22 protein-coding genes are annotated in these 23249 nt (G+C 58.7%); 14 read left to right on the forward strand and 8 right to left on the reverse strand.

Annotation, left to right across the window (positions count from 1 at the left end):
• Positions 1–178: 178 nt before the first annotated feature.
• Together mrcB and hrpB are read right to left on the reverse strand one after the other, a co-directional pair.
• Complete coding sequence (mrcB, locus tag S7A_RS15340) at positions 179–2710, reverse strand: bifunctional glycosyl transferase/transpeptidase (protein ID WP_009092030.1); 2532 nt, start codon at positions 2708–2710, stop codon at positions 179–181.
• A gap of 98 nt (positions 2711–2808) precedes the next feature.
• Positions 2809–5292 (reverse strand): ATP-dependent helicase HrpB, encoded by a 2484-nt coding sequence (gene hrpB, locus S7A_RS15345; protein ID WP_033736402.1) that lies wholly within the window; start codon positions 5290–5292, stop codon positions 2809–2811.
• Between the two features lie 36 nt (positions 5293–5328).
• Between hrpB and thpR the strand changes: the two genes are divergently transcribed.
• The 9 genes from thpR to panD all read left to right on the forward strand — a co-directional run bounded on the left by thpR (position 5329) and on the right by panD (position 12388).
• Complete coding sequence (gene thpR, locus S7A_RS15350; protein ID WP_009092036.1) at positions 5329–5886, forward strand: RNA 2',3'-cyclic phosphodiesterase; 558 nt, start codon at positions 5329–5331, stop codon at positions 5884–5886.
• Positions 5864–6568, forward strand: a complete 705-nt coding sequence (gene sfsA, locus S7A_RS15355) for a DNA/RNA nuclease SfsA (RefSeq protein ID WP_009092038.1) — start codon at positions 5864–5866, stop codon at positions 6566–6568. Before thpR ends, sfsA begins: the two co-directional genes overlap by 23 nt.
• Before the next feature lie 247 nt (positions 6569–6815).
• Positions 6816–7271, forward strand: coding sequence for an RNA polymerase-binding protein DksA (dksA, locus tag S7A_RS15360; protein WP_008925615.1), 456 nt, complete (start codon positions 6816–6818; stop codon positions 7269–7271).
• A 73-nt stretch (positions 7272–7344) separates the two neighbouring features.
• The gene (gene gluQRS / locus S7A_RS15365; RefSeq protein ID WP_009092040.1) at positions 7345–8223 is read left to right on the forward strand and encodes a tRNA glutamyl-Q(34) synthetase GluQRS; all 879 of its coding nucleotides are present in this window, start codon (positions 7345–7347) and stop codon (positions 8221–8223) included.
• Between the two features lie 88 nt (positions 8224–8311).
• A complete protein-coding gene (gene pcnB, locus S7A_RS15370; RefSeq protein WP_208971008.1) occupies positions 8312–9730 on the forward strand; it encodes a polynucleotide adenylyltransferase PcnB in 1419 nt (472 codons plus the stop codon).
• Complete coding sequence (gene folK / locus S7A_RS15375) at positions 9727–10212, forward strand: 2-amino-4-hydroxy-6-hydroxymethyldihydropteridine diphosphokinase (protein ID WP_009092044.1); 486 nt, start codon at positions 9727–9729, stop codon at positions 10210–10212. Before pcnB ends, folK begins: the two co-directional genes overlap by 4 nt.
• Before the next feature lie 83 nt (positions 10213–10295).
• Complete coding sequence (gene panB, locus S7A_RS15380) at positions 10296–11090, forward strand: 3-methyl-2-oxobutanoate hydroxymethyltransferase (protein WP_009092046.1); 795 nt, start codon at positions 10296–10298, stop codon at positions 11088–11090.
• A 15-nt stretch (positions 11091–11105) separates the two neighbouring features.
• A complete protein-coding gene (gene panC / locus S7A_RS15385; protein ID WP_009092047.1) occupies positions 11106–11960 on the forward strand; it encodes a pantoate--beta-alanine ligase in 855 nt (284 codons plus the stop codon).
• Positions 11961–12007: 47 nt separating this feature from the next.
• Entirely contained in the window at positions 12008–12388 is a 381-nt protein-coding gene (gene panD / locus S7A_RS15390) for an aspartate 1-decarboxylase (RefSeq protein ID WP_009092050.1), read from the forward strand.
• A gap of 54 nt (positions 12389–12442) precedes the next feature.
• Here panD and S7A_RS15395 read toward each other — a convergent pair whose 3' ends face one another.
• From S7A_RS15395 to S7A_RS15405, 3 genes are all read right to left on the reverse strand, one after another.
• Positions 12443–13456, reverse strand: a complete 1014-nt coding sequence (locus S7A_RS15395; RefSeq protein ID WP_009092052.1) for an acyltransferase family protein — start codon at positions 13454–13456, stop codon at positions 12443–12445.
• Between the two features lie 420 nt (positions 13457–13876).
• Complete coding sequence (locus S7A_RS15400) at positions 13877–14647, reverse strand: ABC transporter permease (RefSeq protein ID WP_009092055.1); 771 nt, start codon at positions 14645–14647, stop codon at positions 13877–13879.
• The gene (locus S7A_RS15405; protein ID WP_009092057.1) at positions 14644–15573 is read right to left on the reverse strand and encodes an ABC transporter ATP-binding protein; all 930 of its coding nucleotides are present in this window, start codon (positions 15571–15573) and stop codon (positions 14644–14646) included. Before S7A_RS15405 ends, S7A_RS15400 begins: the two co-directional genes overlap by 4 nt.
• 108 nt (positions 15574–15681) lie before the next feature.
• Here S7A_RS15405 and can point away from each other — a divergent pair, with 108 nt between their 5' ends.
• Positions 15682–16338 (forward strand): carbonate dehydratase, encoded by a 657-nt coding sequence (gene can, locus S7A_RS15410; protein WP_033736612.1) that lies wholly within the window; start codon positions 15682–15684, stop codon positions 16336–16338.
• A gap of 80 nt (positions 16339–16418) precedes the next feature.
• Here the strand turns inward: can and hpt are convergent, their stop codons facing one another.
• The gene (gene hpt / locus S7A_RS15415) at positions 16419–16955 is read right to left on the reverse strand and encodes a hypoxanthine phosphoribosyltransferase (protein ID WP_009092060.1); all 537 of its coding nucleotides are present in this window, start codon (positions 16953–16955) and stop codon (positions 16419–16421) included.
• A gap of 235 nt (positions 16956–17190) precedes the next feature.
• Between hpt and S7A_RS15420 the strand changes: the two genes are divergently transcribed.
• Positions 17191–18474, forward strand: coding sequence for a cystathionine gamma-synthase family protein (locus S7A_RS15420; protein ID WP_009092062.1), 1284 nt, complete (start codon positions 17191–17193; stop codon positions 18472–18474).
• Here S7A_RS15420 and cueO read toward each other — a convergent pair whose 3' ends face one another.
• Positions 18475–20106: a multicopper oxidase CueO gene (gene cueO / locus S7A_RS15425; protein WP_009092065.1), complete on the reverse strand. Its 1632-nt coding sequence runs from the start codon at positions 20104–20106 to the stop codon at positions 18475–18477.
• Positions 20107–20287: 181 nt separating this feature from the next.
• Between cueO and S7A_RS15430 the strand changes: the two genes are divergently transcribed.
• The 3 genes from S7A_RS15430 to speD all read left to right on the forward strand — a co-directional run bounded on the left by S7A_RS15430 (position 20288) and on the right by speD (position 22437).
• A complete protein-coding gene (locus S7A_RS15430; protein ID WP_009092068.1) occupies positions 20288–20635 on the forward strand; it encodes a YacC family pilotin-like protein in 348 nt (115 codons plus the stop codon).
• A gap of 100 nt (positions 20636–20735) precedes the next feature.
• Entirely contained in the window at positions 20736–21599 is an 864-nt protein-coding gene (speE, locus tag S7A_RS15435) for a polyamine aminopropyltransferase (RefSeq protein WP_009092070.1), read from the forward strand.
• A 22-nt stretch (positions 21600–21621) separates the two neighbouring features.
• Complete coding sequence (gene speD, locus S7A_RS15440) at positions 21622–22437, forward strand: adenosylmethionine decarboxylase (protein ID WP_009092072.1); 816 nt, start codon at positions 21622–21624, stop codon at positions 22435–22437.
• 47 nt (positions 22438–22484) lie between these two features.
• Here speD and S7A_RS15445 read toward each other — a convergent pair whose 3' ends face one another.
• Positions 22485–23246: a DeoR/GlpR family DNA-binding transcription regulator gene (locus S7A_RS15445; RefSeq protein ID WP_009092075.1), complete on the reverse strand. Its 762-nt coding sequence runs from the start codon at positions 23244–23246 to the stop codon at positions 22485–22487.
• Positions 23247–23249 lie beyond the last annotated feature (3 nt).

Here is a 23249-nt window from a genome sequence, read left to right on the forward strand (position 1 = left end):
CTCAGGCGAGCGAATCGAAACGATAATGATTATTATAACGGATTAGATAATATGCGAACTGCAGCGGGCACTGCAAGAACAAATCCCAGCGTTGACGCCGTTTGCGGGGCGATTGAAGAGTAATAAAAGACCACAAAAAAAGGGCGCCGAAGCGCCCTTTTTAACCCATCTGGCCGATTTATTTGCCAAACATATCTTTTATCCACCCTGCTACGCCGTCGCTCTCTTTCTGCTCCTGCGGTTGCTGGGTCGGCTGCTGCTGTTGCTGCTGTTGCTGCTGCTGATCGAACAGCTGTTGCTGCTGCTGAACCTGTTGCTGCTGTTGCTGACACAGCGCATTCGGATCCAGCGCCCAGACCGGCAGCGCGCGCCAGGTACTGCTGCCCGTGCCGCAGACAAAGTTACCGGCAGAGTCGATGTTCATCAGCGAGACATCTTCCGGCGGCGTCAGCTGCAGCGGCATCGGCGCCTGATTATCGAGGTAGCGACGGTAGATCTGCATCGCACCGCTGGCACCGTAGAGTTTGGTCGGCTGGTTGTTGTCGCGTCCCACCCAGGTGATCGCCACTTCTTTGCCATCAATACCGGCAAACCAGCTGTCGATCAGATCGTTGGTGGTCCCGGTTTTCCCGGCCAGATGCGCATTCGGGAAACGCGCGCCCAGCGCACGGGCGGTGCCGTGATCGGCGACCTGCTGCAGGGTATAGAGTGTCAGATAGGCGGCCTGAGCCGGTTCCACGCGCTGCGCCTGCGGATAGCTCTGATAGAGCACGCTGCCATCTTCGGCGATCACCGACCGCACCGCCGAGAGCTCAGCGCGGTTACCGCCGCTGGCAATCGACTGGAACGCCTGCGCTACTTCAACCGGCGTCAGGTTCAGTGCACCCAGCAGCATGGCAGGCACCGGATTGAGCTGATCCTTCGCCACGCCCAGCTTCGTCCAGGTGTCCACCACCGCATCCAGCCCCAGCGTCATACCGAGGTTCACCGTCGGCACGTTCATGGAGTTGGTGAGCGCATCCACCAGCATCACTTTGCCGCTGAAGCGACGATCGTCGTTCATCGGTTTCCAGAGGCTGCCGTTGGGCTGCTTCAGCGCAATCGGCTCATCGGCGATCCAGCTGTTGAGACGGTAGCTGTTAGGCTGGCTCAGCGCGGTCAGATAGGTCGCCGGCTTCGCCAGTGATCCAATTGAACGGCGCGCCTGCAGCGCACGGTTGTAACCGGCGTACTGCGGATCGGCACCGCCGACCATGGCGCGCACTTCGCCACTGAAGCGGTCAACCACCACCATCGCCGTTTCCAGATCCTTCAGGCCGCGCTGTTTTTTCAGCGTCGGAATTCCGTCAACCACCGCTTTTTCCGCCGCATCCTGCGACACCGGGTCCAGCGTGGTGAAGATTTTCACCCCGGAGAGATCTTTGATCTTATCGCCCAGTTTCGCCTGCAGTTCGTTACGCACCATCTGCATAAAGGCAGGCTGTGGCGTGATCACGCCGCCTTTTGGCTGCACGCCCAGCGGACGCGCCGACAACATGTCATATAGCTCCTGATCGATCACCTTCTGCTGCTGCAGCAGGCGCAGCACCAGGTTGCGTCGCTCCAGCGCCAGTTTCGGGTTGCGCCATGGGTTGTAGAGCGAGGCGCCTTTTACCATGCCGACCAGCATCGCCTGCTGATCCAGACTCAGCTCATCGACCGGACGGCCAAAGTAATAGAGGCTCGCCAGCGGGAAACCGCGGATCTGATCGCTGCCCGCCTGGCCGAGATAGACCTCGTTCAGGTAGAGCTCCAGGATGCGGTCTTTGCTGTAGCGCGCATCCATGATCACCGCCATGTAGGCTTCACGCGCTTTTCGCCACAGCGAACGCTCGTTGGTGAGGAACAGGTTCTTCACCAGCTGCTGCGTCAGCGTACTGCCGCCCTGCACCGCTTTGCCGGCGGTGATGTTCGCCAGGAAGGCACGGCCAATCGAGTAAGGGCTGATGCCGTCATGCTCATAGAAATGGCGATCTTCTGTGGCAATCAGCGTATCGACCAGCAGATCCGGGAAACCGGCGCGGGGCACGAAGAGTCGCTGTTCGCCATTTGGCGACTGCAGCATGGTGATCAGCCGGGGATCGAGGCGGAAGAAGCCAAAATCGCGACCGGTTTCGAGGTTTTTAATCTCGCTCAGCTCATCCTTGCTGAAGCTCATGCGTGCATGGATCTGCCCCTCTTTACTGTCGGGGAAATCAAACGGACGACGCAGCAGCTCGATCGTGTTGCCCTTCACCGAAAACTCGCCGGGACGGGTAATGCGCGACACTTCGCGATACTGGGTGCCTTCCAGCAGGGCGACCATTTCACTTTTGTTGTAGGCCATGCCCGGTTCCAGGCTGACCATGCGGCCATAGACGGTGGCGGGCAGTTGCCACACTTTACCGTCGATACGGCTGCGAATTTCCGAGTCGAGGTAGATGCCCCACGCGGCCATAACCACCACAAACACCAGGAACAGTTTAATTACCCATCCCAGCCAACGGCGTTTGCCGCGCGGCGGTTTTCCACCTTTACCTTTACGTGGCACCGGCGCTTCCTCCTCGTCATCATTAAAATCGTCCTGGTCGATATCCTGTTCGATATCCCTGCGTCGTCCCCGCCCCGCACTGCTGCGCGGCGGCAACGCTTTACCTTTGCGCCCTATTGGTTCGCGATCGTTCCCAGACATTACTTTTCTTCTCCAGGCAGTGCTTACGGCAGCGCCGCTACTCTAACTGCTTTCTCGCATAACGCATGGCAGAACCCTCTGAATTCGATCCAGTGGACTCAACCCTGCGGGGACATTTTTTTGGTTCGCCTTGTTGGCAAGGCGGTAGCCGGATCGTCGGGCCAGAGGTGTTTCGGATAACGTCCCTTCATCTCTTTCCTGACCTCCGGCCAGGCACCGCGCCAGAACGCCGCCAGATCGCGGGTGATCTGCAACGGCCGCTGGGCGGGCGATAACAGCTCCAGCACCAGCGGGATGCGGCCTTCCGCTACGGTGGGGTTCTGCGCTTCACCAAACATCTCCTGAATCCGTACCGCCAGCGCGGGCGGCTTCTCCGCATCGTAGCGAATCGGCAGCCGGCTTCCGGTCGGCACAGTGTAATGAGTTGGCAGCGCACTATCCAGCCGCTGACGTTGTGACCATGTGAGTAAATGTAAGAGTGCGGAGGTCAGGTTTACCGCCTGCAGGCTGCGGAGATCGCGCACCGTGGTCATCTGCGGCAGCAGCCACTCCGGCAGACGCTCAAGCAGTGCCGCATCATCGACACCAGGCCAGCCCTCTTCCGGCAGCCACTGCGCCGCACACTGGATACGCACCCGCAGCTGCTCTGCCTCTGGCGTCCAGCCGAGCACGGACAGCCCCTTGTCCGCAATCCAGCGCAGCATCGCCGCGTGCAGTACCGCCGGTTCCGGCTTTGCCATCGGCTGCGTCCGGAGTATCAGTGCGCCAATCTGCTCACGCTTCAGGGCGCGCAGCGTGCCCTTCTCTTCATCCCACTCAACCTCGGTGCGGCGCTCAACCAGGGCGGGCCGCTGCTGGCACAGCGCCTCAATGTCGACCGGCAGAGCCAGCAGCATCCGGGCATCCGGCGCGGCGCTGCTCTGTAACAGGGCAGGCGCGATCAGCCATTCATGACGCGTCAGGCCATCCTGCTCATCCAGTCTGGCCCCCAGCCCGTTGGCGAGCTGATAGCGGCCGCTCTGGTCGCGTCGCCGCGCCAGCCGATCGCCAAACCCCACCGCCAGCAAGCCAGCGAAACGATCCTCATCGACCCGTCCGCCGCGTACCTTCAGTCGCTGCTGCCACTGCTGCGCCCGCCGCTGCCACTGTGCCTGAGGCCGGTGCAGTGCATCGCGCAGATCGGCGCTGCCGCTGCGGGGTGGCTCTTCCAGAATCGCCACCAGCAGTGCGGCGCTGGCGACCGCATCCGCCTCGTCGCCCGCCGCACAGAGCATCGCCGCCAGGCGCGGATCGCTGCCCAGCTGTGCCATGCGCCGCCCCAGGGTATTCAGCAGGCCATGTTCATCCAGTGCCCCGAGACGGGTTAACTGCTGCCGGGCCGCCGCCAGGTTTTTCACCGGTGGCTGATCCAGCCACTGCAGCTGTTGCGGCTGGGTGCAGCCCCACTGCAGCAGATCCAGCCACAGCGAGGAGAGATCGCTGTTCATGATCTCCGGCTCGCTCTGCGCGGCCGCGCGGGCGGCCTGCTCCTGCGGCAGTAAATGCAGGCAGATCCCCGGCATCAGACGTCCGGCGCGGCCTGCACGCTGGATCATCGACGCCTGGCTGATGCGCTGGGTCTGCAGACGCGTCACGCCACTGCGGGCATCGAACAGGGCGCTGCGTTCCAGTGCGCTGTCGACCACCAGCCGGATCCCCTCAATGGTCAGACTGGTTTCGGCAATATTGGTGGCGAGCACCACTTTGCGGCGTCCGGCTGCGGCGGGCTGGATTGCCCGGCGCTGTGCCGCCAGCGGCAGCGCACCGTAGAGCGGCGTCAGATCCACGTCGTCGCTGATGCGCGCTTCCAGTTCACGCTTCACCCGTTCGATCTCCGCCACGCCCGGCAGAAACAGCAGCAGCGAACCGCTCTCCTCCCGCAGCAGCTGGGCAACTTCACGCGCTACCGCCTCTTCGAAACGCACCGTCTGGTTCAGCGACGCATAGCGCCGCTCCACCGGAAAGCTGCGTCCTTCTGAGACGATCAGCGGGGCGTCGGGCAGCAGCGCCGCCAGCCGGGCATTGTCCAGCGTGGCGGACATCAGCAGGATTCTGAGGTCGTCGCGCAGCCCCTGCTGCACATCAAGCAGCAGCGCCAGCGCCAGATCGGCCTGCAGGCTGCGCTCGTGAAACTCATCCAGGATCACCAGCGACACACCCTCCAGCATCGGGTCGTGCTGAAGCATGCGCGTCAGCATGCCTTCGGTCACCACTTCCAGTCGCGTCTCTGGTCCGACGCAGCTTTCGCCGCGCATCCTGAATCCTACCGTCGCCCCCGGCTGCTCGCCGAGCTGCTCCGCCAGCCGTTGCGCTACGTTGCGCGCCGCCAGCCGCCGTGGTTCCAGCATAATGATTCGCCCCGGCAGCGCCGCCTGCTGTAATAGCTGCAGCGGCAGCCAGGTCGATTTGCCCGCCCCCGTCGGTGCGGCCAGCAGGATTTGAGGGGCGTGGCTCAGCGCCGCCAGAATGTCAGGCAGCACCGCGCTGACTGGTAAATCGCTCACAGCAAACTCCGCTTCTGCCTGTGCTAAGATGGCGCGCATTGTAGCATCCATCCGTGATATTTGCCGGAGAGCGCCATGGCGACACAACGCTTATTTTTTGCCATCAGCCTGCCTGACGCGATGCAGCAACAGCTGGTGCGCTGGCGGGCCGACACCTTCCCTGCAGAGGCGGGCCAGCCGGTGGCCGCCGCCAGCCTGCACCTGACGCTGGCGTTTCTCGGCGAGGTCGCGCCGGAGACCTCGCAGCGCCTGCAGACGCTGGCATCGCGCATTGATCAGCCCGGCTTCGATCTCGAGCTGGATGATGCCGGACACTGGCCGCGCCCCGGCGTGGTCTGGCTCGGCTGCCAGCGCGCCCCACGCGGTCTGTTACAGCTCGCCAGCCTGCTGCGGGCCCAGGCTGCCCGACACGGCTGCCACCAGAGCCCGCAGCCGTTTCATCCGCACATTACGCTGTTACGCCAGGCGACACAGCCCGTGGCGCTGCCGCCGCGCGGCTTTCACTGGCGTTTTCATGTCCCGGCGTTTTCGCTGTTTGCCTCGGAGTACAGCCGGGGCCGTACCCGTTATCGCACCCTGGCCAGCTGGCCGTTACGCTCTCAGGATCCCCATGCACTTCTCTCCTCCTCTTAAACCCGCCCGCCTGATCGCCCGCTACAAGCGCTTCCTGGCCGATGTCGTGACGCCCGAGGGCGAGCAGCTGACGATTCACTGCGCCAACACCGGCGCCATGACCGGCTGCGCCACCCCAGGCGACCGGGTCTGGTACTCCACCTCCGGCAGCCTGACGCGGAAATACCCGCACAGCTGGGAGCTGACCGAGACGCAGGCGGGAGCGTGGATCTGCGTCAACACGCTGCGCGCGAATCAACTGGTAGCCGAAGCGCTGGAGCAGAACCGGATAGCGGAACTGACCGGTTATGCCCAGCGTCAGGCGGAAGTCAGATATGGCAGTGAAAAAAGCAGAATTGATTTCCTGCTCAGAGCAGAGGGCCGACGCAACTGCTATATTGAGGTGAAATCCGTAACCCTTTTACATGAAGGTAAAGGTTATTTTCCGGATGCGGTGACGATTCGAGGACAGAAACACCTGCGCGAACTGGCGACGGTTGCGGCAGAGGGTCATCGGGCCGTTTTGTTGTTTGCCGTTCTGCACTCGGGGATTGAGGACGTTTCCCCGGCACGCCACATTGATGCGGCGTATGCAGAACAACTGGCTCAGGCGCAGCGAGAGGGTGTAGAGGTTTTCGCGTATCAGGCAGACTTATCCGCGGCGGGAATAGTTCTTAAAACGCCGGTTAACGTAACCTTGTAATATCTTTTGCAATTTTATGTGGTAAGAATGCTCGGAATCGGGGACCAACTACGCTGTTCCTCACAGGCTTGTCAAGGTGTGTTCACGAAGAATTGCCAACCCTGACTGCTTCTGTTATTTATAGCGGCCTGTTTTTTTCCCCAATGGGGGATCGATGTACCCCGCAGATGTCAAATGCAGGCTGGCAGCAACGCCCCTGCGAGACGCAAGTCGAAGGGTATAGTGCGTGTTATCCAGGAGAAGCAACATGCAAGAAGGTCAAAACCGTAAAACATCGTCCCTGAGTATTCTCGCTATCGCCGGCGTCGAACCTTACCAGGTGAAACCGGGCGAAGAGTATATGAACGACGCGCAGCTGACCCATTTTCGCAAGATTCTGGAAGCCTGGCGTAATCAATTGCGGGACGAAGTCGATCGTACCGTATCGCACATGCAGGATGAAGCTGCTAACTTCCCGGACCCGGTAGACCGTGCCGCGCAGGAAGAGGAGTTCAGCCTGGAGCTGCGTAACCGCGATCGCGAACGTAAACTGATTAAAAAGATCGAGAAGACGCTGAAGAAAGTGGAAGATGACGACTTCGGCTATTGCGATTCCTGTGGCGTAGAGATTGGTATCCGCCGTCTCGAAGCGCGTCCTACCGCCGATCTCTGCATCGACTGTAAGACCTTAGCAGAAATTCGTGAGAAACAAATGGCCGGCTGATGCCGCGTCCAGCCTGTTGCCACGCAGCGGTACACCTGTTGTCCTGTCCGCTGCGTGGTCACTTCTGAAACCTATGTCATCCTCCTGTATCGGTCGCTTCGCCCCCTCTCCTTCTGGTGAACTCCATTTCGGCTCGCTGATTGCTGCGCTGGGCAGTTACCTGAGCGCGCGTGCGCAGAACGGGCTCTGGCGGGTGCGGATTGAAGATATCGACCCGCCACGCGAAGTGCCGGGGGCTGCAGATCGTATCCTGCATCAGCTGGCGCACTATGGACTGGAGTGGGATGGTGAGGTGCTGTGGCAGTCGCAGCGTCATGAAGCCTACCGGGAGGCGCTGGCCTGGCTGCAGCAGCATCGTCAGAGCTATTTCTGCACCTGCCCGCGGCGCCGCATTCAGGAGATTGGCGGTTTCTATGATGGCTACTGCCGCGATCGGCATCGCGGGCCGGAGAATGCTGCGCTGCGTTTACGTCAGCATGCCCCGGTTTTTGCCTTTGAGGATCGGCTGCGCGGTCACGTTGAGGCGGACAGGGGGCTGGCAGAGGAAGATTTTATTATTCACCGGCGCGACGGGCTGTTTGCCTATAACCTGGCGGTGGTGGTTGACGATCACTTTCAGGGGATTACTGAAGTGGTGCGCGGCGCCGATCTCATTGAGCCGACCGTGCGGCAGATTGCGCTTTATCAGCAGTTCGGCTGGGCGGTGCCCGCCTGGCTGCACCTGCCGCTGGCGCTTAATCACGACGGTAATAAGCTGTCGAAGCAGAATCATGCGCCGTCGCTGCCGGATGGCGACGCCCGGCCGCTGTTAGTGGCGGCGTTGCGCTTTCTCGGACAGCCTGTTTCACCCGGCTGGCAGGACTTAACGCAGGACAAACTGCTGTCTGATGCGGTGTCGCAGTGGAATATCGCTTTGATGCCGCAGGAGAACGCCCTGAAACCGGATGCATAGACAACAGCATTCTCAAACGGTTCTCAACAGGCTATGATTAGCCGCTGATTTTACCTACACCCTTTTTATGCCACTGTCGAGGTGTCCCATTTTTACCCGAGTAGCTAATTTTTGCCGGAAAGTCCTGAAGCGTGATGAAGAGGAAGCCCCAGCAGAGGTTGAACCAGAGCGTCTTATGACCATCATCCCTCGTGAAAGCCATACCATCTCACGTAAAGACATCAGCGAAAATGCCCTCAAAGTGCTCTATCGCCTCAATAAAGCCGGTTATGAAGCCTATCTGGTAGGCGGTGGCGTGCGCGATTTGCTACTGGGGCAAAAACCGAAAGATTTCGACGTGACGACCAACGCCACACCTGAGCAGATGCGCAAGCTGTTCCGCAACTGCCGTCTGGTCGGTCGCCGTTTCCGTCTGGCACACGTGATGTTTGGCCCGGAAGTGATCGAAGTTGCCACCTTCCGTGGACATCATCAGGCGGAAGAGATGGCTGAGGATCGCAACAGTTCGCAGCGCGCCCAGAGCGGCATGCTGCTGCGCGACAACATTTTCGGTTCGATTGAAGATGATGCTCAGCGCCGCGATCTCACCATCAACAGCCTCTACTACAGCGTGGCGGATTTCACCGTGCGTGACTACGTGGGCGGCATCAGCGATCTGGAACAGGGCATCATCCGCCTGATTGGCGATCCGGAAACCCGTTACCGCGAAGACCCGGTCCGTATGCTGCGCGTGGCGCGCTTTGCTGCGAAGCTTAATATGCGCATTGCGCCGGAAACGGCAGAGCCGATCCCGCGTCTGGCCTCGCTGCTGCGTGATATTCCACCGGCTCGCCTGTTTGAAGAGTCGCTGAAGCTGCTTCAGGCGGGCTACGGCTACAGCACCTATCTGAAGCTCTGTGAATATCAGCTGTTCCAGCCGCTGTTCCCGACGCTGGCGCGCAACTTCACGGAAAACAGCGACAGCCACATGGAGCGCATGCTGGCGCAGGTGCTGAAAAACACTGATAACCGCATTCAGAATGATATGCGCGTGAATCCGGCGTTTCTGTTTGCCGCGATGTTCTGGTATCCGCAGCTGGAAGCGGCAGAGCGCATTGCGCAGGAAAGTGGCCTGACCTACTTTGAAGCCTTTGCGATGGCGATGAATGATACGCTGGATGAAGCCTGCCGTGCGCTGGCGATTCCGAAGCGCATCACCTCGCTGATCCGCGATATCTGGCTGCTGCAGCTACGCATGTCGCGCCGTCACGGTAAACGCGCCTGGAAACTGATGGAGCATCCGAAATTCCGCGCCGCTTACGATCTGCTGGCGCTGCGGGCGGAAGTAGAAAATAACCCGGAACTGCTGCGTCTGAGCCAGTGGTGGGGCGAATTCCAGGTCGCCGCGCCGCCGCAGCAGAAAAACATGCTGAACAACCTCGGCGACGATCCGGTGCCGCGCCATAAATCGCGTCGTCCGCGCCGCCGTTCTTCCGCGCCGCGTCGTGACAACCAGAACGCCTCATGACCCGGGTTTACCTGGCATTAGGCAGTAACCTGGCCGATCCGCTGCATCAGGTTGATGCAGCGCTTCGCGCCCTGGATGCGTTGCCGCAGACGCAGCGCATTGCCACCTCGCCCTTCTACCGCACGCCACCCTATGGCCCGCCTGATCAGCCCGACTTCCTGAATGCCGCCGTGGCGCTGGAGACCGATCTCAGCGCAGAAGCGCTGCTGGACCACACCCAGCGGATTGAGCAGGAGCATGGCCGGGTGCGTAAGGCGGAGCGCTGGGGACCGCGCACGCTGGATATCGATCTGATGCTGTTTGGCGAGGCGGTGATCAACAATGAACGCCTGACGGTGCCGCACTATGACCTGCTGAATCGGGCGTTTATGCTGGTGCCGCTGCTGGCGATTGCGCCGGATGTTCGCCTGCCGGATGGCCGTGCGCTCAGCACGATTCTGGCCACGCTCGACAGTAGCAGCATCACCCTGTGGCCGCGCTGAGCAGACAAACACAACTCTCTGATTCCGCTCTCTGACGCTATCCAGTAAACTGCGCCCATCAGAATTCCTGAGTTGAGAGCGCCATGAAACCCACCACGATTTCACATCTGCGTCAGGCGAAAGCCAGCGGTAAAAAATTCGCGACGCTGACCGCCTACGATTTCAGTTTTGCCCGCCTGTTTGCCGATGAAGGCATTCAGGTGCTGCTGGTTGGCGATTCGTTAGGTATGACGATTCAGGGGCATGACTCAACGCTGCCGGTGACGGTCAGCGACATCGCCTATCACACCGCCGCCGTGCGCCGTGGCGCGCCGCAGGCGCTGCTGCTCGCTGACCTGCCCTTCATGAGCTATGCCACGCCGGCACAGACCTTTGACAACGCTGCGCAGCTGATGCGCGCCGGAGCCAACATGGTCAAACTGGAAGGCGGCAGCTGGCTGGCTGAAACCGTCCGGATGCTGACCGAGCGGGCGGTGCCGGTGTGTGGTCACCTGGGGCTGACGCCGCAGTCGGTCAATATCTTTGGCGGTTATAAAGTCCAGGGGCGTGATGAAGCGGGAGCCGAGCAGCTGCTGGCCGACGCGCTGGCGCTGGAAGCCGCGGGTGCACAGCTGATGGTGCTGGAGTGCGTGCCGGTCTCGCTGGCCCAGCGGATCACCGCCGCCCTCACTATTCCGGTGATCGGCATTGGTGCCGGTAACGTCACCGATGGACAGATTCTGGTGATGCATGACGCTCTGGGCGTGACCGGCGGCCACATCCCTAAATTTGCCAAAAATTTCCTGGCGGAGAGCGGCGATGTCCGCGCGGCGATTCGCCACTATATCGCTGAAGTTGAAGCCGGCACCTACCCGGCGGCCGAGCACAGTTTCCAGTAATTCGGGAGAATCACCGTGTTGATCATTGAAACGCTGCTGATGCTGCGCCAGGAAGTCCGTCGCTGGCGTCAGCAGGGTAAACGTATTGCGCTGGTGCCGACCATGGGCAACCTGCATGAAGGGCATCTGACGCTGGTGGATGAGGCGCGGGCGCGCGGCGACATCGTGATTGTGTCGATCTTCGTGAATCCGATGCAGTTTGACCGGGCAGACGACCTGGCCCGTTATCCGCGCACGCTGCAGGAAGATTGCGAAAAGCTGAACCGCCATCAGGTGGATGTCGTCTTTGCCCCCTCGCCGGCTGAAGTCTATCCGGAGGGCGCGCAGAATCAGACCTTTGTTGAGGTGCCGGTGCTCTCCTCTCTGCTTGAGGGCGCGACCCGTCCGGGCCATTTTCGCGGCGTGGCGACCATCGTCAGCAAACTCTTTAATCTGGTGCAGCCCGACATTGCCTGTTTCGGTGAAAAGGATTTTCAGCAGCTGGCTATCATTCGTAAGATGGTGGCCGATATGGGCTTTGACATTGAAATTGTCGGCGTGCCTACCGTACGGGCTGCGGATGGTCTGGCGCTGAGCTCGCGCAACGGCTACCTGACGGCCGATGAGCGTCAGCTGGCCCCGGTGCTGAGCCAGGTGATGCGTCAGATGGCGACGCGGCTGGAAAACGGCGAGCGCCATGTTGAAGAGATTATCGAGGCGGCCAGTGAGGCGCTGGTCGCGCAGGGATTGCGTCCTGATGGCCTGGCGATCTGCGATGCGGAAACGCTGCAGCCGCTGACGGTGGACAGTCAGCGCGCTGTCGTACTGATGGCCGCCTGGTTGGGCAATGCCCGCCTGATTGACAACCAAACCGTTGACCTGACGCTGTAAGCACACCCGCTACAGATTATTTTATTTCTCTGACAAGGTTTCTGGCTATGATTCGCACTGTTCTGCAAGGCAAATTACACCGCGTGAAAGTGACGCAGGCGGACCTCAATTACGAAGGTTCCTGCGCAATCGATCAGGATTTCCTGGATGCTTCCGGCATTCTGCAATATGAAGCGATCGATATTTATAACGTCACCAACGGTCAGCGTTTTTCCACCTATGCTATCGCGGCTGAGCGTGGCTCAAAAATCATTTCGGTAAATGGTGCGGCCGCCCGCTGCGCCTGCCAGGGCGATATTTTAATTATCTGCTCCTATGTGCAGGTTGAAGATGCGGAAGCGCGTCAGTGGCAGCCTAAGGTCGCCTATTTTGAGGGTGACAACCAGATGAAGCGTCTGGCAAAAGCGCTGCCAGTACAGATCGCCTGATAAAAAAGGGCCGCCCGTGATACGGCCGGCCCTTTTTCTTTGCGGTTATTTCCGTTAAACCGGTTTGGCCGCCAGCGGCTTCGACGGTTTTTTCATCGTAAAGAGGAAATTAAACCAGCCACGCTTTCTCATCAGGCAGAGCGTCCAGGGTAACGCCAGCGCCACCAGGAAAGCCGAAATAAACTTCAGATCGTTAACCCAGGCGGACGGGCTTTCAAATTTCACAATCTTACTGAAGAACTGAATCGCCAGATAATGCGACAGGTAAAAGACGATAGAATTGACGCCGATATAATAAACCAGTTCAGACTTCAGCTTCAGCGCAATCCAGACAAAGAACGGAACCGACAGCAGTGCCAGCGGTGACAGTAATGCCTGCGAATGACGATCCAGCACAAAAATATTCAGGCAGGAGAGCAGCGCAAAACTGGCCACTGAAATGAGCAGGGTCGGACCGTGCTGCACTTTCTCCGCGATATCCACCTGCTTTCTCACCACGTAATCGCCCAGATAGAAGAAAACAAACAGATAAAGGGATTTATTAATGTGGCTGTTATCGAAACTGGCAAACACGCCGTCCGGGTCAATGGCTGGCAGTGCCCAGCTCAGCGCCATACAGATGCCGAACACCAGCAGGAACGGCAGATGGCGGGCAAAGATAATCACAATAAAGAAGATAAACAGCGAATGCAGGAACCAGGTCATATCGCCGCCACCGGTCAGGTGAGAGAGAATAATATTCATCGGCGATTGCGGCGTATTGGCCATTGAGCTGAACAGAATTTTCAGCCCGCCATATACTGCCACCCAGACCACGAACGGATAGAGAATACTGCGCACCTTGTTATTAAAAAAAGGACCCAGGCCTTTTCTTAATCCGGCATCGACAAATAAGCCCGACACAAAAAACATCAGCCCCAGCCTTACCGGTGCCAGCATCTCATTTAGCAGGCTGCTGAAGGCGGTAAAATGACCGGCATTGTTATGGACAGCGATAGTACTGTGCAAAAAAATGATTGCGAGAATACTCAATCCCCGCAGATTGTCGATCCACGTTATACGATTCATCTTTTCCTGCCTTTGATTAAAAACTGGCCCTGAATGTGCGACCATTCTTCTTATTACAGACACTCCATTCCCGCCCTTTCGTCCCTGAGCAGAGGAATAACCTTATTCGGCGGTATTCTGATCACTCGCGCTGAAATAAACAACAGTCGGGGCTTAAGGCTAATCTTAAAAAAAATTTAACAGTGGAGAATCATTAAGATAGAAACCGGTTCCACTTTAATATCAGATAATGCTTAGGGTTATTTTTTATCAGGAGGGCGAAAAAGGCAGCTATTTTCCGCAATCGCGTGAAAAAAGAGAGGCGGAGCAGAAGAAAGGATCGTTTTTTAAGGCCAGTGACAACCGGAAAAGGCGGCGATTTTTTATCCGATAATAAAAAAGCCACGCGCGTTTCGCTGCGTGGCTTCGGTAAAGGTTTCGTCAGGTGCGTAATCCGCGTCCGCGCTGAATCAGCGCATAGACCAGCCCGTAAAAGACCAGAATAAACGCGATCAATACCGAAAGCGTAAAGGCCAGCGGCACGTCATTAATGCCCAGGAAGCCATAGCGGAACCCGCTGATCATATAGACGATAGGGTTCAGCTTCGAAACGGCCTGCCAGAATGGCGGCAGCAGACTCAGCGAATAGAACACGCCACCCAGATAGGTCAGCGGCGTCAGCACAAAGGTCGGGATCAGGCTGATATCGTCAAAGGTCCGGGCAAACACGGCGTTCAGCAGACCGGCCAGTGAAAACAGAATCGCGGTCAGCAGCAGCGTCACCGCCACCATCGTCCAGGAGTGAACGTGAAACGGCACGAAGAAGAGCGAAATGGCCGTGACCAGAACCCCGACGCAGACGCCACGCGCCACGCCGCCGCCAACATACCCCGCAATAATGATGTGGGTCGGCACTGGCGCGACCAGCAGCTCTTCAATGTTGCGCTGGAATTTGGCACTGAAGAATGAGGATGCGACGTTAGCATAGGCGTTGGTAATGACCGCCATCATGATCAATCCCGGCACGATAAACTGCATATAGCTGAAGCCGTGCATCTCACCAATGCGTGACCCGATCAGGTTACCGAAGATGATGAAATAGAGCGTCATGGTGATTACCGGCGGCACCAGCGTCTGGATCCAGATGCGGGCAAAACGGTTAATCTCTTTGGCCCAGATACTTTTCAGCGCCACCCAGTACAAATGTGTCATGCTTTTGCTCCTGTTTTTCCCTGCGTCGTCAGGCCAACGAACAGCTCTTCCAGACGGTTCGCTTTATTTCGCATACTCAGTACCTGCACCCCCTGCGCACTCAGCTGGCTGAAGACGCTGTTCAGCCCCTGCTCACGCAGCACTTCCACCTCCAGCGTGGAGGTATCCGTCAGGCGATACTGGAATCCTTCCAGCGCGGGCAGCGGACTGCGCGGCGCCAGATCGAGGATAAAGGTTTCTGATTTCAGCTTGGACAGCAGCCCTTTCATCGAGGTGTTTTCCACCAGCTCACCGCTCTGGATGATGCCGATGTTGCGGCACAACATCTCCGCCTCTTCCAGATAGTGGGTGGTGAGAATGATGGTGGTGCCTTTGGCATTGAGATCTTTCAGGAACCCCCACATTGAGCGCCGCAGTTCGATATCGACCCCCGCCGTCGGCTCATCCAGAATCAGCAGTTTGGGCTCATGCATCAGCGCGCGGGCGATCATCAGACGGCGTTTCATCCCGCCGGAGAGCATGCGCGCCCGTTCACTGCGTTTTCCCCACAGATCGAGCTGTTTCAGGTACTTCTCCGCCCGCTGATTGGCCTCACGCCGTCCGACGCCGTAGTAACCCGCCTGGTTAACGACAATCTGCATCACCGTCTCAAACGGGTTAAAGTTAAACTCCTGTGGCACCAGGCCGAGCTGGCGCTTGGCATTCACCACATCTTTTTGCAGGTCGTAGCCAAACACCCGCACGCTGCCGCCGGATTTATTGACCAGCGAACTGATAATCCCGATGGTGGTGGATTTACCGGCACCGTTTGGCCCCAGCAGCGCATAAAAGTCACCCGCTTCAACGTTAAGATCGATGCCCTTCAGCGCCTGTACGCCGCCGGGATAGGTCTTGGTCAGCTGAGAAAGTTCCAGTGCATATGTCATTCTGCATCCATACCCTGTTTTGGTGGCATCGTAATGCCGTTTAAATTTAGTCAGCCCTGGCATATAGTACGCGCGCGCACCTTGCGCAGTAACCGGTCGCTCAACGCCATGACAGACATTAACACCCTGATCAGTAACAACCGCGAATGGTCAAAATTACTGATTGAAGAAGATCCCGGCTTTTTTGAGCGGCTCGCCCAGGCACAAAAACCGCGCTTCCTGTGGATCGGCTGCTCAGACAGTCGTGTTCCTGCCGAACGCCTGACCGGACTGGAACCGGGCGAACTCTTTGTTCACCGCAACGTCGCCAATCTGGTGATCCACACCGATCTGAACTGTCTGTCCGTGGTGCAGTACGCTATTGAAGTGCTGGAAGTTGAACACGTCATCGTGTGCGGCCACTACGGCTGCGGCGGCGTGCAGGCCGCGATGGATAACCCGGAGCTGGGGTTGATCGACAACTGGCTGCTGCACATCCGCGACCTCTGGTACAAGCATAGCGTGTTGCTGGGGGAACTCCCGCCGGATAAGCGCCTGGACAAACTGTGTGAAATCAACGTGATTGAACAGGTCTATAACCTGGGACACTCGACCGTAGTGCAATCTGCCTGGAAACGCGGGCAGAAAGTCTCACTGCACGGCTGGGTTTACGGCATTCAGGACGGCTGCCTGCGTAACCTTGATGTCACGGCAGACAGCCGGGAGATCCTGGAACAGCGCTACCGCAATGGCATCGCCAGTCTGCAGATGAAGGTCGAAGCCTGAACCGATCGCGGCGCAAAACGCGACATAGCCTACACCAGTCGGAGGGTGCAGGCCTTGGAAGAATGTGCGGTTATGTGCTGTCAGGATTCCAGCGGCACCACTTTGCCGATGTAAGGCAGATGGCGATAGTGCTGGGCGTAGTCGATACCAAAGCCCACCACAAATTCATCGGGAATGGCGAAGCCAACATACTCAACGTTAACCTCGACTTCGCGGCGTTCAGGCTTATCCAGCAGGGTGCAGATCGCCAGTGATTTTGGCTGACGCAGCTGCAGGATCTCCCGCACTTTGCTCAGGGTGTTGCCGGAATCAATGATATCTTCGACGATCAGCACATCCTTGCCGCGAATGTCCTCGTCCAGATCTTTCAGGATTTTCACATCACGTGAGCTGGACATGCCGCTGCCGTAACTGGAGGCGGTCATAAAATCGACTTCATGCGGCACCTCAATGGCGCGACACAGGTCAGCCATGAACATGAATGAGCCGCGCAGCAGCCCCACCAGCACCATATCGCTGCCGCTGTCGCGGTAGTGATCGGTAATCTCTTTGCCCAGTTCAGCGATGCGCGTGGCGATTGCCTGTTCAGGGATCATCACTTCAACAGTGTGTTTCATTGCGTTCAGCCCGGTTACGTCAGAAAAGCCCCGAAGTCTATCACAGACGCCGCCACGTCGGCTGCGCCGCAGCGCAGGCAAACGATTACGTCGCGAAAATTGTTCACAGTCGTCTGCGGCTGGCTCAAATGCGCATTACCTTAGAACATTACGGCATTTACCAGCATGATTCGCTGCATGGTAGCCTTTATCCAACATATCGTTACCCTACTCGCGCCGCAGGCCGGAGATCACAATGACTTCACCTTCAAGCAAGAAAACGCATATCGGCGACAGGCCGCTGCACCCTGAAACGCAGATGCTGAACTATGGCTACGATCCCCGCCTGTCAGAAGGCGCGGTGAAGCCGCCGGTCTTTCTGACCTCCACCTTTGTCTTCGACAGCGCCGAAGAGGGACGCGATTTCTTCGATTACGTCTCCGGCCGGCGCGAGCCGCCAGAGGGCAAATCGGGCGGGCTGGTCTACTCCCGCTTTAACCACCCTAACAGCGAAATCGTGGAGGATCGGCTGGCCGTCTATGAGCAGGCGGAGAGCTGTTCGCTTTTCTCCTCCGGCATGGCCGCTATCGCCACCACCCTGCTGACCTTTGCCCGTCCCGGCGAGGTGATCCTGCACTCCCAGCCGCTGTATGGGGGCACCGAAACTCTGCTCAGCAAGACGCTGCACAATCTGGAGATCGGCGCGGTTGGCTTCAGCGACGGCAATGATGAGGCTAGAGTGCGTGAAGCGGCACAGCAGGCGATGGCGCAGGGCCGCGTGGCGATTATCCTGATTGAAACCCCGGCGAACCCCACCAACAGCCTGGTCAACATTCGTCTGATGGCGCGTATCGCTGATGAAATTGACCAGCAGCAGGGCTCCCGACCGATTATCGCCTGTGACAACACGCTGCTCGGCCCGCTGTTCCAGCAGCCGCTGACCCTGGGCGCGGATCTCTCGCTCTACTCGCTGACTAAATATGTGGGGGGGCATTCGGACCTGATTGCGGGGGCGGCGATGGGCAGCAAAGCACTGATGGCAAAAGTGCGCGCCCTGCGCAGCGCCATCGGCACCCAGCTGGACCCGCACTCAAGCTGGATGCTAAGCCGATCGCTGGAAACGCTGTCGCTACGCATGGAAAAGGCCTGGCAGAATGCGGAAGCCGTAGCGGCGTTTCTGCGCGATCACCCGAAAGTGGCGAAGCTGCACTGGCTGCCCTATCTCGACGCGGAGAGCGCGGAGGGCAAAACGTATCGCGAGCAGTGCAGCGGCGCCGGTTCGACCTTCTCGTTCGATATCGTCGGCGGCCAGCCTGCGGCGTTCCGTTTCCTCAACGCGCTGTCGCTGTTCAAGCAGGCGGTGAGTCTGGGCGGCACCGAGTCGCTGGCCAGCCATCCGGGCAGCACCACCCACTCCGGCGTGCCGCAGGCGGTGCGTCAGCGAATCGGTATCACTGACGCCACGGTGCGGCTGTCGATTGGCATTGAGAACGCGGGCGACCTGATTGAAGATGTGAAGCTGGCGCTGGAGCAGGCGTAATCAGCTCACGGTAAAGCCCAGCATCATGCCGGTATCTTCATGCTCCAGCAGATGACAGTGGGCCATATAAGCGTGTTCGGCGGCGGCGACATAGTTGAAGCGCACCAGCACTTCACTGCGCCAGCCGTCGACATTGACCATATCTTTCCAGCCCTGCCGATGGGGCGCTGGCGGTTTGCCATTCTCGGAGAGAATGCGGAACTGCGTGCCGTGAATATGAAACGGATGCAGCATCGCATCGCCTTCGCCGGAGATCGTCCACTTCTCATAGTCGCCCAGCTTCACCGCAAACGACGGTTTCGTCATATCAAACGCCTGACCGTTGATTTTATTGCCGTTTCGGAAATCATAACCCGCTGGCTGCGCCATACCCGCCATACCGTGCATGCTGTGATCCATCGGCGCGGCGGATGAGCCGTGCGCCTGCGCCATCGCCGGATGGTCGCCCGTCTCCCCGGCTTTTCCCTGCCTCTGCGGCATCGCGTGATGCCCGCCTTTGCCCATCGCTTTCTCGCCATAGCGCTGCATCAGCGCCTGCATCCCCTGCTGGTCCAGCTGCGGATCCATCATCAGCTGCAGCCAGCGGGTGTGCAGCCCCTCTGTCGCGGGCAGAGCGGGCAGCGTCGCCAGCCGATCCGGCAGCGTGGCACTGGCCATCACCCGCAGCGGCAGGATCTGCACCAGCGGCAGCGGCTGATCGAATGGCGGCAGCGTCATCCCCATCTGATCGGTGGGCAGCGTCACCAGATCAAAGGCTTTGCCGTCAGAGGTGTCGATCATCACCTCAAAGCGCTCGCCTGGCAGGATCGGCAGCGCCTCGACGCTGACCGGCTCCGCCAGCAGACCGCCGTCGCTGGCGATCACATAGAGAGGACGTTTATCACTGGCGGCAACGTGCAGCGACCGGGCATTACAGCCATTGAGCAGGCGCAGCCGCAGCCAGCCGCGCGGCACCGCATGCTGCGGATAGTGCGCCCCGTTAGTCAGCATCATGTCACCAAACCAGCCTACCGCCGCGCGCATTACGTCGAGCTGATAGTCGATATGGCGGCCATCCTGAGTCAGCTGCTTATCCTGAAAAATCAGCGGCACATCATCCACGCCCCACTGCACAGGCAGCCGCAGTGTGCCGCTCTCTTTATCTTCCAGCAGGATCAGGCCCGCCAGCCCCTGCGCCACCTGATGCCCGGTTTTGCCGTGCAGATGAGGGTGATACCAGCAGGTTGCGGCGGGCTGATCGGGCGTGAAGGAGACCTGACGCGAGCCGCCGGGGGCTATCGCCGCCTGCGGTCCGCCATCCACCGCGCCAGGGATTTCCAGCCCGTGCCAGTGCAGCGTGGTCGCTTCGCTGAGCCGGTTATGAATGTTCATCGTCACCGGCTGGCCGCGCTGTAGCCGCAGTACCGGCCCCAGCAGGCTGCCGTTGTAGCCCCAGGTCGGCACCGCTTTGCCGTTCCACTGCGTGCTCCCCTGCATGGCGGTGAGGCTGTATGTGCCTCTGGCGTCGGGTTCCAGCAGAGAGGGAATCGGCAGCAGCGGACGGGGTGCCGCCATCAGCGAACGGCTCCAGAGCGGTAACGCTCCGGCTGCACTCAGTGCGGCGGTGAGTTTCAGGAAGTGGCGACGTTGCATGGTGATCATCCTTGTGGCATCAGAGCGCACAGCCTAAACCCTGACCTTATGGGAAGGTCAAGCGCTACCCGTGAGAATCTGACGAAAAAAGGCGGCGCAGCGGCTCACCACGGCAAATTAATCGAAAACCTGAGAGCAACTGTGCTAACGTCATTAACAATACCCATTGAAGAGAACGACTATGAAGCAAAGCATCAAGATCCTGCTGCTGACGGGACTCCTTGGCTTCTCCTCCACCAGTTTTGCCCTGAGTGAATCCGAAGCGGAAGATCTGGCGGATCTCACGGCGGTTTTCGTCTATCTGAAAAATGATTGTGGCTATCAGGATCTTCCGGACGCGCAGATTCGCAAAGCGCTGGTCTTTTTTGCTCAGCAGAACCGCTGGGATTTAAGCAACTACAGCAACTACAACATGAAAGCGCTGGGCGAAGAGAGCTATCGCGACCTCAGCGGCATCGCCATCACCAACGACAAAAAGTGCAAGTCTCTGGCCCGCGATTCACTGAGCCTGCTGGCCTACGTCAGGTAACGCCCCCGCCCTCTGCTGCCGGACATTTGACCGTGCAACCACGGTCAGTGTTAGCTATGATGTGCCGCCCATCTTCATGGCGACATCAGAGGAGAGCACCATGGCCCACAATGAAACGTGGCATGAAACCCTTCATGCCGGTTTTGGCCAGTATTTTACGGTAGACAAAGAGCTGTACCGTGAAAAGACTGCGCATCAGGATTTAATCATTTTCGAAAATGCCGCGATGGGTCGCGTCATGGCGCTGGACGGTGTGGTTCAGACGACCGAGCGTGACGAATTTATCTATCATGAAATGATGACTCACGTTCCCCTGCTGGCGCATGGCGCCGCGAAGAGCGTGCTGATCATTGGCGGTGGTGACGGTGCGATGCTGCGTGAAGTGTCGCGTCATTCTCAGGTCGAAAAGATTACCATGGTGGAGATCGATGCGGGCGTCGTGACCTTTTGCCGCCAGTACCTGCCGAACCACAGCGCAGGCGCCTACGACGATCCGCGCTTTACGCTGGTGATCGATGACGGGGTAAACTTCGTCAATCAGACGCAGGAAAAATTCGATGTGATCATCTCCGACTGTACCGATCCGATTGGCCCGGGCGAGAGTCTGTTCACCTCTGAATTTTATGCCGGCTGCAAAGCGGCCCTTAATGAAAATGGCATCTTTGTGGCACAGAATGGCGTCTGCTTCCTCCAGCAGGATGAGGCGGTGAACAGCCATCGCAAACTGGGTCACTACTTTGCGGATGTCAGCTTCTATCAGGCCGCGATCCCGACCTACTACGGCGGCATCATGACGTTTGCCTGGGCGAGCGACAATCCGGCGCTGCGCCACCTGGATACCGCCACGCTACAGGCGCGTTTCGAGGCCGCTGGCCTGGCCTGCCGTTACTACACGCCAGCCATCCATACCGGCAGCTTTGCCCTGCCACAATATCTGTTGAATGCGCTGTCTGCCGCGTGCTGACAGCACATTTCTAAGGGGGTGAATGAAATTGCAAAAGCTAAAACTACATGGCTTCAACAACCTGACGAAAAGCCTGAGTTTTTGTATTTACGATATCTGCTATGCGAATACTGAAGCTGAACGCGATGGGTACATCGCCTATATCGATGAACAATATAACGCGAATCGCCTGACGGAGATCCTGACCGAGACCTGCTCCATCATCGGTGCCAACGTGCTGAACATCGCGCGTCAGGATTATGAGCCGCAGGGAGCCAGCGTCACGATTCTGGTCAGCGAAGAGCCGATCGATCCAAAAGATATCGATAACTCAGAACATCCGGGTCCCCTGCCCAACTCGGTGGTAGCCCATCTGGATAAGAGCCATATCTGCGTGCACACCTACCCGGAGAGCCACCCTGAAGGCGGACTCTGCACGTTCCGCGCGGATATTGAAGTCTCAACCTGTGGCGTGATCTCACCGCTGAAAGCGCTGAACTACCTGATCCACCAGCTGGAGTCAGACATCGTCACCGTCGATTACCGGGTGCGCGGCTTTACCCGTGACGTGAAAGGGATGAAGCACTTTATCGACCACGAGATTAATTCGATTCAGAACTTCATGTCTGAGGATATGAAGGCGATGTATGACATGGTGGATGTGAACGTCTATCAGGAAAACATCTTCCACACCAAGATGTTGCTGAAAGAGTTTGAGCTGAAGCACTACCTGTTTAACACCCGTCCGGAAGATCTCAGCCCGCAGGAGCACAAACGCATCACCGATCTGCTGTGGAAAGAGATGCGTGAGATCTACTACGGCAGAAACATCCCTTCTGTTGGTCTGAAGACGCTGTAACCCTCAGGCGCGCAGCGTTACCGGCGGTAACCTGCGCGTGCTGTCTCTCAGGTCGTCAGCGCGAGCGCAATGCCGCGCTCGCGCAGCGTGCGGCAGACCGCGTCCTCTAAACCGCTGTCCGTCACCACATCGGTCAGCTCATCCAGCGGTGCCGCGCAGAACAGCGACCAGGAACCATATTTGCTGCTGTCCGCCAGCAGAACCCGGCGAGCCGCATTGGCCAGCAGGTCATGTTTCAGCCCCGCTTTCTCCTCGGTCGGCGTGGTGATGCCGCGCTCCAGGCTCCAGGAGTTACAGCTGACGAAGGCGATATCGGGATTGATGCTGCGCAGCAACCGGCGTCCATGTTCGCCCACGCAGGACTGACTGGAGTCATCAATCCGCCCGCCGATAATCGTCACTTCAATCTGCTTAAATTCTGACAGAAACAGCGCAATGTGCAGATCGGCCGTGATCACCCGCAGCGGCAGATGCGTCAGCTGACGCGCCAGTTCCAGCATGGTGGTGCCGGCATCCAGCACGATGGCATCGCCTGCCCGGACAAAGCTGGCGGCGCACTCCGCGATGGCCTGCTTCTCCGCCAGGTGACGCTGCATCTTCTCCAGGGTGGTCGGCTGGGCGGGAATAAACCGATTCAGGGTGACACCACCGTGACTGCGGCTGATCACGCCCTCTTTATCCAGCTTGATCAAATCACGGCGAATCGTGGCGGGTGAGGCGGAGATCGCACTGACCAGTTGCTCAACAGTCACCAGATTATGGCTTTTCAGATAATCCATAATCTGGTCAAGACGGCTCTGTCCCTTCATATT

The sequence above is a fragment of the Pantoea sp. Sc1 genome, assembly GCF_000255315.1.
GTDB classification, from domain to species: domain Bacteria; phylum Pseudomonadota; class Gammaproteobacteria; order Enterobacterales; family Enterobacteriaceae; genus Pantoea; species Pantoea anthophila.

Coding starts and splice junctions, on each gene's coding strand:
- panD (WP_009092050.1), top strand. CDS start 12,008: ATGATTCGCACTGTTCTGCAAGGCAAATTACACCGCGTGAAAGTGACG.
- cueO (WP_009092065.1), bottom strand. CDS start 20,106: ATGCAACGTCGCCACTTCCTGAAACTCACCGCCGCACTGAGTGCAGCC.
- speD (WP_009092072.1), top strand. CDS start 21,622: ATGAAATTGCAAAAGCTAAAACTACATGGCTTCAACAACCTGACGAAA.
- S7A_RS15420 (WP_009092062.1), top strand. CDS start 17,191: ATGACTTCACCTTCAAGCAAGAAAACGCATATCGGCGACAGGCCGCTG.
- folK (WP_009092044.1), top strand. CDS start 9,727: ATGACCCGGGTTTACCTGGCATTAGGCAGTAACCTGGCCGATCCGCTG.
- thpR (WP_009092036.1), top strand. CDS start 5,329: ATGGCGACACAACGCTTATTTTTTGCCATCAGCCTGCCTGACGCGATG.
- S7A_RS15395 (WP_009092052.1), bottom strand. CDS start 13,456: ATGAATCGTATAACGTGGATCGACAATCTGCGGGGATTGAGTATTCTC.
- can (WP_033736612.1), top strand. CDS start 15,682: ATGACAGACATTAACACCCTGATCAGTAACAACCGCGAATGGTCAAAA.
- S7A_RS15400 (WP_009092055.1), bottom strand. CDS start 14,647: ATGACACATTTGTACTGGGTGGCGCTGAAAAGTATCTGGGCCAAAGAG.
- hrpB (WP_033736402.1), bottom strand. CDS start 5,292: ATGCGCGCCATCTTAGCACAGGCAGAAGCGGAGTTTGCTGTGAGCGAT.
- S7A_RS15445 (WP_009092075.1), bottom strand. CDS start 23,246: ATGAAGGGACAGAGCCGTCTTGACCAGATTATGGATTATCTGAAAAGC.
- gluQRS (WP_009092040.1), top strand. CDS start 7,345: ATGTCATCCTCCTGTATCGGTCGCTTCGCCCCCTCTCCTTCTGGTGAA.
- speE (WP_009092070.1), top strand. CDS start 20,736: ATGGCCCACAATGAAACGTGGCATGAAACCCTTCATGCCGGTTTTGGC.
- hpt (WP_009092060.1), bottom strand. CDS start 16,955: ATGAAACACACTGTTGAAGTGATGATCCCTGAACAGGCAATCGCCACG.
- S7A_RS15430 (WP_009092068.1), top strand. CDS start 20,288: ATGAAGCAAAGCATCAAGATCCTGCTGCTGACGGGACTCCTTGGCTTC.
- mrcB (WP_009092030.1), bottom strand. CDS start 2,710: ATGTCTGGGAACGATCGCGAACCAATAGGGCGCAAAGGTAAAGCGTTG.
- sfsA (WP_009092038.1), top strand. CDS start 5,864: ATGCACTTCTCTCCTCCTCTTAAACCCGCCCGCCTGATCGCCCGCTAC.
- panB (WP_009092046.1), top strand. CDS start 10,296: ATGAAACCCACCACGATTTCACATCTGCGTCAGGCGAAAGCCAGCGGT.
- S7A_RS15405 (WP_009092057.1), bottom strand. CDS start 15,573: ATGACATATGCACTGGAACTTTCTCAGCTGACCAAGACCTATCCCGGC.
- dksA (WP_008925615.1), top strand. CDS start 6,816: ATGCAAGAAGGTCAAAACCGTAAAACATCGTCCCTGAGTATTCTCGCT.